The sequence below is a fragment of the Micromonospora sp. NPDC051300 genome (assembly GCF_044455315.1).
Lineage (GTDB): Bacteria > Actinomycetota > Actinomycetes > Mycobacteriales > Micromonosporaceae > Micromonospora > Micromonospora robiginosa.
Genome location: NZ_JBITEP010000020.1, coordinates 19,341 through 33,775 on the forward strand (window position 1 = coordinate 19,341; position 14,435 = coordinate 33,775).

The following is a 14,435-nucleotide window of genomic DNA, read 5'->3' on the forward strand; positions in this document are numbered from 1 at the left end:
GCCCGTGTACCTGTCGACCGTGTCCCGGCCGGCCACCGAACCGCCCGCCGCCGGCCGGCGCCGCCGTCTCACCGGGGTCGGCGGCACCGTCCTCGCGCTCGGCACGGTCAGCCTGGTCACCGACGTCTCCGCCGAGATGGTCACCGCCGTGCTGCCGCTCTACCTGGTGCTCGGGTTGAACCTCAGCCCGCTCGCGTTCGGCGTCCTCGACGGCGTGCACACCGGGGCGACAGCGGTGCTGCGGGTCGTCGGCGGTTTCCTGGCCGACCGGTTCCGCAGGCGCAAACTCGTCGCCGGCGCCGGCTACGCGCTCTCCGCGGTGGCCAAGCTCGGGCTGCTGCTCGCCGGGCGGTCGGTGCCGGCCATCGGCGCGGTGATCGCGGTCGACCGGCTCGGCAAGGGCGTCCGCACCGCGCCCCGCGACGCGCTGATCACGCTCGCCACGCCGCCCGAGGCGCTCGGCCGGGCGTTCGGCGTGCACCGGACCATGGACAGCGTCGGCGCGTTCCTCGGGCCGCTCGCCGCGTTCGCGGTGCTGCTCGCCGTCGGTCCGAACTTCGACGCGGTCTTCGTGGCCAGCTTCTGCGTCGCGGCGCTCGCCGTCGTCGTGCTCGTGCTCTTCGTGCGGGAACAACCGGCACCCGCCGGTGGCGCCGACGACCGCCGGGTCACCGTGCGGGAGGCCGCCGGCCTGCTACGGGAGCCGCCGACGCGCCGCCTGGTGCTCGCCGCCGCGCTGCTCGGGCTGGCCACCATCGGCGACGGCTTCGTCTACCTGCTGCTGCAACGCCGCGAGGACGTCGGCCTGCGCTGGTTCCCGCTGCTCGCGGTCGGCACCAGCCTGGCGTACCTGCTGCTGGCCGGCCCGCTCGGCGCGCTGGCCGACCGGATCGGCCGGCTGCCGGTGGTGGCCGGCGGCTACGTCGCGCTCGGCCTGACCTACCTGCTGCTCGCCGGCCCGGTGCACGGCTGGCCGCTGCTGGCGCTGACGCTGGCGATGCACGGCGCGTTCTACGCGGCCACCGACGGCGTGCTGATCGCGCTCGCCGGGCCGGTCCTGCCGGCGCGGGTGCGCACCACAGGCATCGCGCTCGTGCAGACCGGCCAGGCGCTGGCGTACCTGCTCTCCTCGGTCCTGTTCGGCCTGGCCTGGCAGGTCTGGGGCCCGCGCCCGGCGACCGTCGCCGCGGCCGTGGCGGTGGCCGTCACGCTGCCGCTCAGCGTCGTCCTGCTCGCTCCCTCGCACCGGAGGTCGCCCCGATGATGTCGATCCGCGCGAAGATCGCCACGCTGGCCGCCTCGGCGGTCGCGCTCGCCGGGCTGGCCACCGGCTACGCCGTCACCTCGGCCCGGCACGCCCCCGCGCCGGCGGCCGCCGCCGACCGGACGGTCACCCTGCGCCCCGGCCCCCGGCTGCTCGCGGTCACCGACCGGCACGTCTCCAGCGCCGCGCTGGCCGACCCCGCCGGGCCGCGCGCCGTCTCCGACCGGGAGTGCCTGCGGGTGTACGCGGCCGCCGGCACCGGCGTCTGCCTGGCCCCGACCAGCGCGTGGTCGTACCAGGTGGTGGTGCTCGACGCGGAGTTGCGCCCGGTGCGGCGCCTGGACGTGCCGGGACTGCCCAACCGGGCCCGGGTGTCGGCGTCCGGCCGGATGGTCTCCTGGACCACGTTCGTCGGCGGCGACTCCTACACCAGCGGCGGCTTCTCCACCCGCACCGGTTTCCTCGACACCCGCACCGGGGCCACCGTCACGTCACTGGAGGAGTTCACCGTCCGGCGCGACGGCCGGCCCCACCGCGACGCCGACGTCAACTTCTGGGGCGTCACGTTCGCCGGCGACGACAACGTCTTCTACGCCACCATGTCCACCGCCGGGAAGCGCTGGCTGGTCCGGGGCGACGCCGCCGCCCGGACGGTCGAGACGGTACGGGAGAACACGGAGTGCCCGTCGCTGTCCCCGGACGGCACCCGGATCGCGTTCAAGGAGGCGGTCGACGGCGACCCGGCGAAGGGCTGGCGGCTCTCCGTGCTCGACCTGCGCACCATGCGGGTCACCGCCACCGCCGAGCGCGCCAGCGTGGACGACCAGGCCGCCTGGCTGGACGGCGGGACGCTCGCCTACACGCTGCGCTCCGACGACGGCCACCCGGACGTCTGGTCGGTGCCGGCCGACGGCTCCGGCACGCCCCGGCTGCTGCTGCCCGGCGCGGAGTCGCCGTCCCCGCTGACCTGACGACCGACCGACAACAGCGCCCCGGCGGCGACCAGCGCCACCCCGAACCCGGCCGCGTACCCGGGCAGCCCCGCCGGGATGCCCAGGTAGACGGTGATGCCGAGGATGCGGGACAGCCCCCAGGGCAGCAACGCCATCTGGTCGTTCCACACCGTCAGCGCGCGTTCCAGGCCGATCCAGGCGACCAGCCCGGCCAGCGCCGCCAGCGGCACCCCGGCGGCGGCGAGCACCAGCCCGGCCGCGCGGCGACGGGTCACGCCGTAGCGGTCACGCAGCACCAGCGCGGTCGCCACGAACAGCCAGCAGAACGCCGCCACCGCCACGGTCAGGTAGACCGCCCGACCAGCCGGCGCGGTCCAGAACACGAACCAGTAACCGCCCGGACCACGCCCGGCCAGCACCGCCAGCAGCAGCACGCTGCGCAGCAGCGCCACCCCGCCGAGGACCGCCCACAGCGCGAACGGGTCACGCCGGCCTACCGCCAGGCGCGCCACCAGCGCGAACAACGCCCACCCGCCGAGCGTGACCAGCAGGTGCGCGGGCGCGGCGAACCAGGTGAACACCAGCCGGCTCGCCACCAGCACCACCGCCGGGACCAGCCACACCAGCACCCGGTCCAGTCCGGACAGCGGCGCGGGCAGCCCGGCGAGCCGCCCCGGGCGCAGCGCGCCGAGCAGCAGCGCCCGCGCCGCCGCGCCGCCCGGCCCGCGCCCGCGCAGGCCGAGCACCATCACCGCCGCGACCAGGACCAGCAGTGCCCGCGCCGCCCAGGCCATCGCCGGGTCGCGGTCCGCCCGCAGCGCGCCGAGGTCGGCCGCCGTGAAGCGGTACGCCGGCAGGTCGAGGTCCCCGCCGTAGCGCTGCCGGTGCCGGTCCCGCGCTTCCCGGTAGGCCCCGGCGGCCGACCGCCACCCGGCGTACGCGTCGGCGGAACCGGTGTCCAGCCACTGCGCGTGCCGCAGCACCATGCTCCGGTAGGCGGCGAGCGTCTCGAACAGGTCGACCTGGTAGTCGAGCGTGCCGACGAAGCGCTGCCGCAGCGCGGCGTCCCGCCACGTCGCCGGGTCGGTGCCGGCCACCAGCGCCCGCATCCGCCGGGCCGTCCCGACCGCCGCGCCGCCCTCGGCGACCGCCTCGTCGACCCGGTCGCCGGTCACCGCGTAGATGCTGTCCAGCGCCGCCGAGTCACCGGTCGGGATGTCCCACTCGAAGATCCACATCATCGGCGGCGGCTCCAGCCCGAGCGCCCGCACCGACGTGTCCGCGTACGGGCCGACGTAGAGGCCGGTGGTGACCGCCGCCCGGGACAGCGCCATGGCCTGCCCGATCGCCGCCACCGTCGCCGGGTCGCCGGAGAACGTCCGGTACGCCCAGTCCGCCGTCACCTGCGCCGGGTCGACGTCCGGGTCCCAGGCCAGCCGCGCCACCGCGTACGTGTTCAGGTCGTAGAGCTGCCAGAAGCCGGCGCGCAGGTAGAGCGACATCGGGCCGGCGCGTAACGGCCCGCCGTCCTGCGTCCAGTTCCACACGCCCTCCACGCGCGGGTTCGCGGCGAGGAACGCGCGCAGCGCCGCCCGGTGCAGCGGGCCCAGGTCGTTGGGCAGCGCGCCGAACCCCTCGAACTCGCGCCGGGCCTGGAACTCCACGATCCGCCGCTGCGCGCCGCCGAACAGGGTGGTGTTGAGCGGCAGGTGGCTGTAGAAGTCGCCGAGCGTGTACTTGGTGGACACGATCAGGTGCCTGTCGTCGAACCCGCCCAGCACCCGCGCGTACTCCTCGGGGTTGGTGTGCAGGTCGCCGACCTCGCCCACGCCTACCGTCCAGGACCGAAAGATGATCTCCTTGCCGACCGGTCCCGCCGTGTCGAGCAGCGCCCGCAGCATCGCGCGCACGCCCTCGGCGGTGGTGACCGCCAGCTTCGAGGTGTAGTCCCAGCCGCTGCCCGCGTACACCTCGCCGCCCTCGCCGACGCGGACCATCAGCCCGGCCACGAACGGCATCCGCCCGAAAAGCTCGGCCAGCCCGGCCCGGTAGACCGCCCAGAGCCTCGGGTCGGTCGTGTCGAGGCCGCCGACCGTGCGACGCAGGTGCGCCTCCAGCGGCGGCGACACCGCGAGCATGTCGGTGAGCAGGAAGACCTTCAGGCCCATCTGGTCGGCGTACCGGAAGACCGGCCCGAACGCCGCCACCATGGCCCGCGCCCGCTCCACGTGCGGGTCGCCGGCCGGATAGACGGCGTGCCCGTCGCCGACGCCGTCGAACGTGACGTACTCCAGGAAGCCGGGCACTACGACGCCGTTGTAGCCCTGCTCCGCCGCGTGGTCGACGAACTGCCGGAACTGCGCGTCGATCCGCGCCACCGCGGCGGCGTCCACCCACGGCGCACGGGGCAGCAACGCCGAGGTGACCACGTCGGTGTTGAGGCGGTAGTCGTCGCCGAACGTCCTCGGGTCCGCCTCGCGGCCGACCGAGCCCGCGTCGGTCAGCCGCAGTCCCAGCCTGGGCGCGACCGGGCGGCCGACGTCGGCGGCCGGCAGCACCTCCGCGCCCGAGCGGATCCGGTCGGCCAGTCGGTAGAGCCCGGCCGCCACGCCCGCGAGGTCGCCGGTGACGCTCAGCTCCTCGCGGCCCATGCCGATCCGGTACGCCTCCGGCGGCTCACCGGCGCGCAGTTCCGCGCGCAGTCTGGTCACCGCCGACATGCTCACCGCACCCGCGTTCCGCCCGTTCCCGTTCGGGCTGCTCGCGGCGGTGCCCGGTCCCGGGTCGGTCCCGGCCGGGCCGCTCGTGGCGGTGCCCGGGATCGGGCCGGGCGCGGCGGTGCGCGCGTTCGCGGTCGGGGCGGCGACCCGGGTGATCGCGGGGCGGGGACGCCCCCGCGCGGCGAGCGCGTCGGCGACGGTCCCGGCGGCCTTGACCGCGCGGAGTTGGTCCGGCACCACGATCGAGGTCAGCGGCGGCACCGGGGCCGGCGTGCGGGGCGGTGCGGCGACGGCCGTCTCGGCCGGCACATCGGCGGGGGTGTGGCTCAGCCCCAACGTGTCGTCGATGCCCCAGGCCACGCCCGCGCCGAGCAGCAGCACCACCACGACGGCGGCGGCGACCCGGTACGGGCGCCCAAGGTGAGCCACACTCGCATCGTATCGGCGGCTCCGCGCGACCACGACCCCTCCTGCGCGTGGCGGGTCGCGGGTGCGCGCGCCGGCGAATACCCCGGCGCGCCGCGCCTCGGCTTCGTCGATCATGGGTGGGTGACACACGCCGAGCGCTACACGCTGGCCGGGTTCGTGGCCGGCTTCCGCTGGACATCAGGCGCCCCGAGCCGGCCCTCCGACCCGCCGCGCGGCGTTCCCACGGTCAGTGACTGCCTCGCCGACCTTCTCCCGGCCGACCAGGACGTCGAGCCGTGGCAACAGCCGTTGTTCCAGCCATGGCACCGGTCCCTCCGACAGGCCGCCGACGCCGTCAGGCACGCGCCTGCCGACGCCCGCGTCGCTCACGTGTTGAGCATGAGCGTGGCGGCGACGGAGGCCGCCGAACTGGCGACCGAGATGGAGGGCTGGATCGGCGACCTCGCGCACCCGGTCCGGACGAACCTCGCGCGGCCCGCAGCCGCACCGCCCGGCACGATTCACGGCTTCGAGGTGCTCGGTTTCGACACCGGACGCTTCCACAGTTGGCGCTGCTACGGGCTGGACGAACAGGCCCTCGACAGGCTCGACATCCGGCCGGGGAACGCCGGTCTGCTGACCACCCTCGACGATGCCCGACGAGTCACCGACATGGCCAACAACGACCGCGGCTCCCGACATGGCACCCCGCTGGACGTCACCTGGTTCGCCGCGCTCATCGCCGAACACCCGCCAGATCTTGGTACGGATCCGCCCCGCTGAGGGCGTGCTCGTACCAAGATCTGTCCGCGCGGGACCGAGGAGACCTCGTTGCGTCGCGCCAGGGGCTGCAACTGCCCGACTGAGCGCGGAGCGCGCCGCTCGACCTTGGAGCTGTGACGAGATCTTGGAAGGAATCGGCCCCCGGAGGGGCACTTTTCTTCCAAGATCTCTCGGGTGTCGGGCTCACCGGCGATCATCACCAGTCGACGGCTCGTGCCATCCCTCCGCGGGCGTGCCGGGGCGGTCGGAAGTCGCCGGACGAGTCGGGTGCCTGGACGCCGGCACCCGACTCCGTCACCGCATCAGGTTCGGTTGTCGAAGCGGCCGGTGCGAGTGGCCGCGACGAACCGGGTCCAACTCGCCGGGTCGAAGCTCAACGCCGGTCCCTGTCGGTCCTTGGTGTCCCGCACGCCCACCGAGTCGGCGAAGCCCGCCACCTCGACACAGTCGCCGTTACTGCCGGACCGGGAGGACTTGCGCCACACCCCGTCACGTCCCATGGGTCATCTCCTTCGCTATCGCCGTGATCAGCTCACGGGATTCCTCCACGTCGAGCGCCCGCTCGACGAGTGAACGCCAAGCATCCTCGTAAATCTGGATCTCGTGCGCCTTGTCGAGGTAGACAGCGCCGCAGGGGCCGTCCATGTAGATCGTGGTCGGCTCCGGCTCCCGGACTTCGGTAGGAAAGTCGAGCATTGTGAAGGTGCCGGTGGACGCCCAGCGTGATAGGCCCGCATCCAACGGCAGCACCCGAAGACGGATGTTGTGCCGCCGACCGTTCACCACGAGTGAGTCCAACTGTCGAACCATTGCCGACCGGTCACGGAGCGGACGCCGAAGGACCGCCTCGCTGAGGACAAGATCCAGCAGAGGAGCCTTCGGTATCGCGCGAGCCAGGAGCCGCTGTCGACGTAGTCGAACGTCCACCTTTGCCTGACGGTCAATTTCCGACAGGCCGGGCTGGTCGATGGCAATGAGTTCACGCATGTACTCGACGGTCTGCAGAAGCCCTGGGATCAGATCGGCCTCGTACTTGCGGATCTTCGTTGCTGCCGCCTCCAAACCCACGTACAGCTTGAACCAGTCTTCGACCGCCTCGCCGTAGCTGTGCCACCAGCCGTGGGCCTTGGTCTCCCGGGCCAGTGCCCGCATCGTCTCGATCGTTTCGCGGGACGCGCCGTAGACCCGGCACATCGCCTCCACGTCATTCGGGTGCATGGAGACCTGGCCCGTTTCGTAACGCCAGATCCGGGGCGTCGACCATTCCAGTTCCCTGGCCGCCGCGCTCACCGTGATGTGCGCGTCCTCGCGAATCTCCTTCAGATATCTGCCGAGTTGCCTACGCGGGACGGTGCTTCCCGAGTCGTCCACGTCATCTCCTTCGCTGTCGTCGCGTAAGGCACCTCATCCCTTGGTTCGCATTCTTCTCCAAAAGATTGCGTCGAGCCAGCACCGAATTGACCATCGTGGTGCCTGTCGCGGTGCGGCAGCGCCCGCCCGGAGCGGGCACCACTTCCGTACCTCATCCCGGTGCCCGCCCCGGTGTCGGTCCCCTGTCGACACACCCGGAGGCGCGATGATCCACGCGACCGCGAGACGCCTGCTTCCGTACCACGTCCGGGCCGCCGTGTTCGACCGGCGCTGGCGCGGCCTCGACCCCGGTCAGGTGCGCGACCACCTCGACCGGGTGGCGGACGAACTCGACCGCCTGAGCCGCGAGCTGACCACCGCGAGGTCCGAGACCGAGCGGGCACGTCAGGTGCTCCGACAGTGGCAGTCCCGGCACCACGCCTGCCGCCGCGACCCGGACGGGCCGGCTGGCCGATGACCGCGCCATTCATCCACGACACCCGCCGATCCCGGAGGCACCTACCGATGCCCGTCCCGCTCGCCGACTTTCCCGTCCTCGTTCCGGTCCCCGACGAGGATCTGGTCCTGGCCCAGTTGGCCGTGCGCGTGCACGTGCCGGAGCGCTGGCCGCAGGGGCCGCTGTGCCGCAGCGAGCGCGTCCCGTACCCCTGCCGGCTGGCCCGGTGGGGCCACGCCACGCTGCACGCCGCCGGCTTCGGCCCGGGTCGGCTCCCGTGACCGACGAGGCGCAGCGGTTCTGGGCGACGGTGCAGGACCGCTGCCCGGGGCTGCTGCCGGAACGCGACGCGCCGCTGCTGCACGCCGGCCTGCTGCGGCTGCTCGACGGCGGCGACGACCGCGCCGGGCGGTTGGCGTTGCTGCGGGCGCTCGGGTCCGCGTACCGGAGCTTCGGTCTGCGGCCCTGGCACGCGGCGGCGGTCGGCGACGCGCTGCTGCCCGCGCCCGGCCTGCGCTGGTGGCGGGCCTGGCGGCTGATCGAGCGCACCGCCGCCCGTCTCGGCGACGCGCCGCCGTGGTGGCCGGTCCAGGTGGTCGACCACGACCGCGCCGCCGAGGGCGTGGCGATCCTGACGGTACGGCCGTGGCGGCGGCTGCCCCACCGGCCCGGCCAGGCGATCCCGGTGCACACGGAACGCCGGCCTGGACGATGGCGCTGGCTGTCGCCCGCCAACGCGCCCCGCCCGGACGGCACGCTGGAGTTCCATGTCCGCGCCCTGCCCGCCGGGCCCGTCTCGGTCGCCCTGGTCGACGAGGTACGTCCCGGCGAGTTGTTGCATCTCGGTGCGCCGCTGGATTCCGGGTTGGAGTTGGTCGACGGTGGTGACGATCTGCTGCTGGTGGCCGGCGGGACCGGGTTGGCGCCGTTGCGGGCCCTGGTGGAGCAGGTCGCCGCCGCGCCTGTCGACAGGTGGGTGACGCTGATCGTGGGCGCGCGCACCTTCGCCGACCTGTACGACGCGATCGCGTTGGACAAGCTCCAGCAGGCGCACGACTGGCTGACCGTGGTGCCGGCGTTCTCCGCCGACCCGGAGGCCGCGCCGGCCGAGCGGGGCACGGCCGTCGCGTTGGCGACCTACCACCACCGGGCCGGTCAGCACGTGCACGTGTGCGGCCCGCCCGGGATGCTCGCCGCCGCCCGCCGCTGGTTGAGCATTGCCGGGGTGCCCGCGCAGCGCCGGCGACTGCCGGTGATCGGGGACCGGTGATGGCCGTCTACCGCAGCGCGCACGCGCTGGTCGGGCCGCTCACGCCGGGCCGCGTCGAGGCGGTCGAGTTGCCGTTGACGTCGCGGCTGCGGCGCGGCTACCGCACCGAGGACGTGGACGCGGTCCTGCACCGCCTCGCCTACGAGCTGGCCGAGCGGTCGCGGCTGCTCGGCATGGTGAGCGCCGAGAACCGCCGGATCAAAGGCGCACTCCGCGACTGGCAAACGGCACGGAGCGCCGCGGGAACCGACAGCGGATCGATGGCAGGCCACCGGCACTGACTCCGGCGGTCAGCGGCCCTGGTCGAGGAAGGCCAGCGTGACGGCGGCGAACAGCGGGGATTCGACGATGTCGTAGTGGCTCAGGCCGGGCAGGATCGCCAGCGCGTGCCCGCCCGCCGGGCGGCCCTCACCGGTCCAGCCGCCGTCGCGCAGCCCGCCGTCGAGCAGCTTGAAGACCTCCACGTAGTGGCTCGGCGGCGCCATGTCGGCGTCGGCGGCCATCACCAGCGTCGGCACCCGCAGGCCGCGCACCTGCTCGGTGAAGTCGAAGTCGTTCCGCATCGCCTCGCCGATCTTGTCGAGCAGCTTGGGGAAGTCCTCCGGGCGCGGCGCGACCCGCTGGTACAGCTCGTACATCGGGGTGTCCTTCATGAACTCGGCCGCCGCCGCGTTGACCCCGCCCTGCTGCGCCAGCATCTCCGGGTAGATGGCGTCCCGGCGGATGTTGGCCGACGCGGAGACCAGCCGGCCCACCTTCTCCGGATGGCGGAACGCCACGTGCATGGCCACCCCGCCGCCGAGGGAGAAGCCGACCAGGTCCGGCCGGTCCAGGCCGAGGTGGTCGACGAGCGCGGCGATGTCGTCGGCCATCAGCCCGAAGTCGATCGGCCGGTCGATGTCGGCGGTGCGGCCGTGCCCCTGCAGGTCGACCAGGATCACCTGGTGCTCGGCGGCCAGCAGGGGCAGGACCGGCGCGAACATCTCGCCGGAACCCAGGCCGCCGTGCAGCAGGATCATCGGCCGGCCGGCGCCGTGGGTCTCGACGTAGAGGCGGATGCCGTTGACGTCGGCGTACTGCCCCGGGGTGTTGGTCTCGACGGTGGTCATCGGGTGCTCCTTCGGTGTTCCGTGGTGACGAACGTTGGACCGGGCGGACGCGGCGAACTCATCGGTGCCCGCGACCGGCGGTTTCCCGGTGCTCGCGTTCGCGCAGCATGTGGTCTAGCTTCGAACAGGTGAGCGAGGTGGCGAGCGTCCCCGTGGAGACGCAACTCGAGGCATACCGGCCGGAGCTGACCGGCTACTGCTACCGGATGCTGGGCTCGGCTTTCGAGGCCGAGGACGCGGTGCAGGACACCTTCGTCCGGGCCTGGCGGAACTTCGACCGGTTCGAGGGGCGGTCCGCGCTGCGGACGTGGCTCTACCGGATCGCGACGAACGTCTGCCTGAACATGACCGCGAGCGCGCAGCGCCGGGTCCGGCCGATGGACCTCGGCCCGGCCGGCAGCGGCACCGCCACCCATCCGGGCGAGCCGCGCCCGGAACAGATCTGGCTCGGCCCGGTGCCGGACGACCGGGTGCTGCCCACGGCCGGCGACCCGGCCGAGGTGGTCGCCGGGCGGGAGTCCGTCCGGCTGGCGTTCGTCGCCGCGTTGCAGCACCTGCCGCCGAAGCAGCGGGCCGTGCTCATCCTGCGCGAGGTGCTCGCCTGGTCCGCCCAGGAGGTCGCGGACCTGCTCGACACGTCGGTGGCGAGCGTGAACAGCGCACTGCAACGGGCCCGCGCCACCATCGCCGCCGCCGACACCGGCGCCGAGGTGCGCCGCCCGCTCGACGAGGAGCAGCAGGCGCTGCTGGCCCGCTACGTGCGCGCGTTCGAGGCGTACGACCTCACCGCGCTCACCGCGCTGCTGCACGAGGACGCGACGCTGTCGATGCCGCCGATGCCGCTGTGGCTGCGCGGTCCCGACCACATCGCCGACTGGATGACCGGCACCGGCAACGGCTGCCGAGGCTCCCGCCTGGTGCCGGTGGCGGCCAACGGCATGCCGGCGTTCGGGCAGTACCGGCGCGACCCCGACTCAGGTCACGTGCCCTGGTCGCTGATCGTGGTCGGGCTGTCCGGCGGCCGGATCACGTCGCTCAACCACTTCCTCGACACCGAGCGCCTGTTCCCCCTCTTCGGCCTGCCGGACCGGCTGGAGGAGGGCGCCGGTCAGCCCGAACAGGCCGGCCAGGTCGCATAGGTCCGCGCTCGCGCCACGCAGCTCCAGCCGCCAGCCGAACCGCCGGGCGGTCAGCCGCAGCCGGGCCAGGGTCTCGATCGTGACCAGGTCGGGCCGGCCCACCTCGGACACGTCGCAGACCACCACCCCCCGGTCCCGGCCGCGTAACGCCTCGGCCAGCTCGGCGCAGCGGACCGCGATCTCCGCGCGGGTCGGCGACGGACCGGCCAGCCGGAGCACGAGGGTGGTCACGTGGATCAGACCGGCGTACGGCCCCGTACTCATCGCCGGGGGAAGGCGAGGCTCATGACGACGTACGCCCGGGTGGTTCTGCCGCGCTGGGACCCGCAGGGGGATCCGGCGGTGCTGCGCGCGGAGATCTCCGAGTGGGCGACCTCGGCCGCCCTGCGTGAGCTGGTGGAGTGCTTCGGGGAGACGTGGCCGTCCGGCGACGTGCTCGCCGGGCTGGCGGAGATCTCGGCCCGGCACTGGGACTTCCGCCGGGGCGGCGAACGCGCCACCGCCCGGCGCCGGGAGTTCCCGGCCGACGTGACCGAGCGGGTACGCGCGGCGGCGAGCGCGCTGGGCCTGCGTCACCGGGACAGGCCCAGCCGGGACCGGTACGACCACGTCCTGATCCACGGTGGCCTGGTCCGCAGTTGCCTGCTCCGAGCCCGGTACGCGGCCACCCTGCTCGACCGGCACGTCACCGGCGGGACCGTGTGCGGGCTGGGCAGCGTCCGGCCCACCACCGAGCCGGAGCGGGCCGTGGCGGCGGAGCGGGGCGCCGGCGACTGCCCCACCGAGTTCGCCGCCATGGACCTCGCGGTGCGGGCGGCGTTCCCCGGGCTGCGCCGGCTGCCCGACCCGGGTGGCCCCGCGCCCCTGATCCACGACTACCGGGCACCGGACGGCCGGCGGCTGCGCGTGCTGGCCGCGCCCTCGACCGACCCGGCCCGGCGCGCCAACACCGCCGACACCTGCGCGTTCTGGGCCGACTCCCGGGTCGGACCGGGGTCGCTGTCGGGGGAGAGCGTCCTGCTGGTCACCACCGAGCACTTCGTGCCGTTCCAGCAGGCCGACGCGATCCGGACGCTCGGCATCCCGTACGGGTGCGCGGTGGAGACGGTCGGCCTCGACCCGGCGGCGGCAGCGGACCCGAGCCTGCGGCACGCGCTGACCACTGCCGAGTACCTCCAGGAGATCCGCTCGGCGATCCGGTCCATGCGCCTGCTGCACGCGGCGCTCGAGCGGTAAGGAAGGGCCCCCTGTTAACGCATTCGGTAGAGGAGGGGGCCCCGCTTAACACGTGACCGGTGGCTCGGCCGTGGATCAGGCCGGTGTGGGTGTCGGTGACGCACGGTGCCACCGGTGGGTCGACGCCGCCTCAGGTCGGCTCGGCCGGTGGCGCACGTCGACCACGGAGGCGGGGCGGACACCGGCCCCGCCGGACGCGAGGTGGTGGGGCGGGGCGGCGTCGAATGCGCTGCGGTCGGGTCGCACATCGGTCGCCGCTGCCGTCATCGATTTGCCCCCCCGCCGGTGGACGCAATTTCCTCCGGGCATCCTGCCGTGTGCAGTTACATCAACGTTAACTGCTATACCAATCATCGGTGGGCAGCTATATGATCCCCGGTAGCTCGCCCCGAAGCCTCACGAAACAGCAGCTCCGACACGCCCCACGCCGCCTGCCGCACCAGGCGTTCCGCAACCGTGGGCGGTCCGATCCGCCGCGCCGAAAATGGCTCGGCAAATGCCGGGAGCTGCGCCAGCCTGCCGGAAAGTGGGAACGGATGACGACGATCCCGTCCTTGGTCATCGGCATCGCGACAACGGCCACCGAACGCCGGCAGCTCGCCCAACTGCTCGGCGGCACCGAGACGTTCCTCATCGTCTCCAGCGCCCACCAGGCCCGCAGGTTTCTCGACCTGGTCCGTCGGCCGTCGGTCACGCGGGCGCCCGCGGTTCCGACCGACACCGCGTCGCCGGCCGTCCCGATCGGCGACGTCGGCCCGGGCGTCGGCGATCTTCCGGCTGGTGGTGACGCCGCCCCGTCGGGTGCCGAGGTGATCCCGACCCGCGCCGGGATGGTGCCGTCGCGTGGTGGAGTGGTCCCGACGGGTGCCGGGGTGGTGCCGTCGCGCGCCGGAGAAATCCCGTCGGGTGTCGGCGCTGTACCGTCGCGTGCCGGGGCGGTCTCGTCGGGTGTCGACGCCGTGCCGTCGGGTGTCGAGGCTGTCCTGTCAACTGTCGACGCCGGCGGGGCGGTCGAGGGGGAGGCCCCGCAGCGGCGACCGACGACGGAGTTGGCCGTCGACTCGGACCGGCGAGTGTTGCGCTGGCGTGAACGGGAGGTCGGCCTGACGCCGCTGGAGCACGACCTGCTGATCTGCCTCGCCGGCACCCCGGGTCGGGTGTGGACGTACGCCCGGCTGCACCGCGCGGTCTGGGGCAACGACCACCTGGGCCGGGGCTCCGACATGCACTCGGTGGTGCGCCGCATCCGGCACAAGCTGGGTCGCCTGGACGCCGCCGCCACCATCCACGCCGTCCGAGGCGTCGGTTTCCGCCTAACCCCTTCCTGACCCCCGCCCCTGCGTGCCGAACGCAGCACGATCAAGGAGTTCGCGTCCCCGCCCAGCCCTCACGCGACCCAAACTCCTTGATCACCGCAGTGAAGCGTGGTGTGGCAGGGCGTCGGCCGCCTCGCCCCGTCGATCATGAAGTTAGCGGTGCGCGTGGTCCGATTTGTCGCCGCTAACTTCATGATCGACGAGGCGCGCCTGCCTGGTGCGCGTCGATCATGGAGTTTGTGCCCATGAGATGAGGCGTTTGGTGCTTTCGTCGGGGCCGTAAGTGCAAGATCGACGGGGCGGGGCGGGGCGGGGCGGGGCGGGGACGGGGGCGGGGGGGCCGCGGGGGGGGGCACCGCGCCGGCCGCCCGGGGGGGCCGCCGCGGTGGGGCGGAGAGGGGTGGGGGGAGGGGGTATTCAACCACCCGGG

At 73.7% G+C, this 14,435-nt stretch carries 14 protein-coding genes and 1 pseudogene; 10 read left to right on the forward strand and 5 right to left on the reverse strand.

What is annotated here, in order from left to right; all coding sequences use genetic code 11:
* The first annotated feature begins 4 nt into the window (after positions 1–4).
* Together ACIA5A_RS21400 and ACIA5A_RS21405 are read left to right on the forward strand one after the other, a co-directional pair.
* Positions 5–1,264 (forward strand): MFS transporter, encoded by a 1,260-nt coding sequence (locus tag ACIA5A_RS21400; protein ID WP_396764978.1) that lies wholly within the window; start codon positions 5–7, stop codon positions 1,262–1,264.
* Complete coding sequence (locus ACIA5A_RS21405; protein WP_396764980.1) at positions 1,261–2,235, forward strand: TolB family protein; 975 nt, start codon at positions 1,261–1,263, stop codon at positions 2,233–2,235. Before ACIA5A_RS21400 ends, ACIA5A_RS21405 begins: the two co-directional genes overlap by 4 nt.
* Here the strand turns inward: ACIA5A_RS21405 and ACIA5A_RS21410 are convergent.
* Positions 2,121–5,366, reverse strand: a complete 3,246-nt coding sequence (locus ACIA5A_RS21410; protein ID WP_396764983.1) for a hypothetical protein — start codon at positions 5,364–5,366, stop codon at positions 2,121–2,123. The two genes, ACIA5A_RS21405 and ACIA5A_RS21410, sit on opposite strands and share 115 nt — an antisense overlap.
* 120 nt (positions 5,367–5,486) lie before the next feature.
* On the opposite strand from ACIA5A_RS21410, the gene ACIA5A_RS21415 reads away from it, so the two are divergent.
* On the forward strand, positions 5,487–6,128 hold the full coding sequence (locus ACIA5A_RS21415) for a hypothetical protein (protein WP_396764986.1): 642 nt from the start codon (positions 5,487–5,489) through the stop codon (positions 6,126–6,128).
* A gap of 302 nt (positions 6,129–6,430) precedes the next feature.
* On the opposite strand, the gene ACIA5A_RS21420 is transcribed toward ACIA5A_RS21415, so the two are convergent.
* Both ACIA5A_RS21420 and ACIA5A_RS21425 read right to left on the reverse strand, forming a co-directional pair.
* Entirely contained in the window at positions 6,431–6,613 is a 183-nt protein-coding gene (locus tag ACIA5A_RS21420) for a DUF397 domain-containing protein (RefSeq protein ID WP_396765199.1), read from the reverse strand.
* A gap of 4 nt (positions 6,614–6,617) precedes the next feature.
* Positions 6,618–7,499: a helix-turn-helix domain-containing protein gene (locus tag ACIA5A_RS21425; RefSeq protein ID WP_396764989.1), complete on the reverse strand. Its 882-nt coding sequence runs from the start codon at positions 7,497–7,499 to the stop codon at positions 6,618–6,620.
* 205 nt (positions 7,500–7,704) lie between these two features.
* Between ACIA5A_RS21425 and ACIA5A_RS21430 the strand changes: the two genes are divergently transcribed.
* Genes ACIA5A_RS21430 through ACIA5A_RS21445 form a run of 4 tightly spaced genes read left to right on the forward strand, consistent with a single transcriptional unit; the run spans position 7,705 to position 9,486 of the window.
* Positions 7,705–7,956 (forward strand): DivIVA domain-containing protein, encoded by a 252-nt coding sequence (locus ACIA5A_RS21430; protein ID WP_396764993.1) that lies wholly within the window; start codon positions 7,705–7,707, stop codon positions 7,954–7,956.
* Between the two features lie 47 nt (positions 7,957–8,003).
* Complete coding sequence (locus ACIA5A_RS21435; protein ID WP_396764996.1) at positions 8,004–8,216, forward strand: hypothetical protein; 213 nt, start codon at positions 8,004–8,006, stop codon at positions 8,214–8,216.
* The gene (locus ACIA5A_RS21440; protein ID WP_396765000.1) at positions 8,213–9,205 is read left to right on the forward strand and encodes an FAD-binding oxidoreductase; all 993 of its coding nucleotides are present in this window, start codon (positions 8,213–8,215) and stop codon (positions 9,203–9,205) included. The genes ACIA5A_RS21435 and ACIA5A_RS21440 overlap by 4 nt, the downstream gene beginning before the upstream one ends.
* Entirely contained in the window at positions 9,205–9,486 is a 282-nt protein-coding gene (locus ACIA5A_RS21445; protein WP_396765003.1) for a DivIVA domain-containing protein, read from the forward strand. The genes ACIA5A_RS21440 and ACIA5A_RS21445 overlap by 1 nt, the downstream gene beginning before the upstream one ends.
* 9 nt (positions 9,487–9,495) lie before the next feature.
* On the opposite strand, the gene ACIA5A_RS21450 is transcribed toward ACIA5A_RS21445, so the two are convergent.
* Complete coding sequence (locus ACIA5A_RS21450; protein WP_396765006.1) at positions 9,496–10,314, reverse strand: alpha/beta fold hydrolase; 819 nt, start codon at positions 10,312–10,314, stop codon at positions 9,496–9,498.
* 107 nt (positions 10,315–10,421) lie between these two features.
* Here ACIA5A_RS21450 and ACIA5A_RS21455 point away from each other — a divergent pair, with 107 nt between their 5' ends.
* Positions 10,422–11,453 carry a sigma-70 family RNA polymerase sigma factor gene (locus tag ACIA5A_RS21455; protein ID WP_396765009.1) on the forward strand — a complete coding sequence of 344 codons (1,032 nt, stop codon included), beginning with the start codon at positions 10,422–10,424 and terminating at the stop codon, positions 11,451–11,453.
* A 30-nt stretch (positions 11,454–11,483) separates the two neighbouring features.
* Here the strand turns inward: ACIA5A_RS21455 and ACIA5A_RS21460 are convergent.
* A pseudogene (locus ACIA5A_RS21460) lies at positions 11,484–11,717 on the reverse strand (hypothetical protein); the annotation flags it as partial.
* Between the two features lie 21 nt (positions 11,718–11,738).
* On the opposite strand from ACIA5A_RS21460, the gene ACIA5A_RS21465 reads away from it, so the two are divergent.
* Positions 11,739–12,689, forward strand: a complete 951-nt coding sequence (locus ACIA5A_RS21465; protein WP_396765012.1) for a hypothetical protein — start codon at positions 11,739–11,741, stop codon at positions 12,687–12,689.
* 536 nt (positions 12,690–13,225) lie between these two features.
* The gene (locus ACIA5A_RS21470; RefSeq protein WP_396765015.1) at positions 13,226–14,017 is read left to right on the forward strand and encodes a winged helix-turn-helix domain-containing protein; all 792 of its coding nucleotides are present in this window, start codon (positions 13,226–13,228) and stop codon (positions 14,015–14,017) included.
* Positions 14,018–14,435 lie beyond the last annotated feature (418 nt).

Excerpts from the sequence above, each read along its gene's own strand:
- ACIA5A_RS21435 (WP_396764996.1), top strand. The coding sequence starts at position 8,004 with ATGCCCGTCCCGCTCGCCGACTTTCCCGTCCTCGTTCCGGTCCCCGAC.
- ACIA5A_RS21465 (WP_396765012.1), top strand. The coding sequence starts at position 11,739 with ATGACGACGTACGCCCGGGTGGTTCTGCCGCGCTGGGACCCGCAGGGG.
- ACIA5A_RS21470 (WP_396765015.1), top strand. The coding sequence starts at position 13,226 with ATGACGACGATCCCGTCCTTGGTCATCGGCATCGCGACAACGGCCACC.
- ACIA5A_RS21455 (WP_396765009.1), top strand. The coding sequence starts at position 10,422 with ATGTGGTCTAGCTTCGAACAGGTGAGCGAGGTGGCGAGCGTCCCCGTG.
- ACIA5A_RS21445 (WP_396765003.1), top strand. The coding sequence starts at position 9,205 with ATGGCCGTCTACCGCAGCGCGCACGCGCTGGTCGGGCCGCTCACGCCG.
- ACIA5A_RS21450 (WP_396765006.1), bottom strand. The coding sequence starts at position 10,314 with ATGACCACCGTCGAGACCAACACCCCGGGGCAGTACGCCGACGTCAAC.
- ACIA5A_RS21430 (WP_396764993.1), top strand. The coding sequence starts at position 7,705 with ATGATCCACGCGACCGCGAGACGCCTGCTTCCGTACCACGTCCGGGCC.
- ACIA5A_RS21405 (WP_396764980.1), top strand. The coding sequence starts at position 1,261 with ATGATGTCGATCCGCGCGAAGATCGCCACGCTGGCCGCCTCGGCGGTC.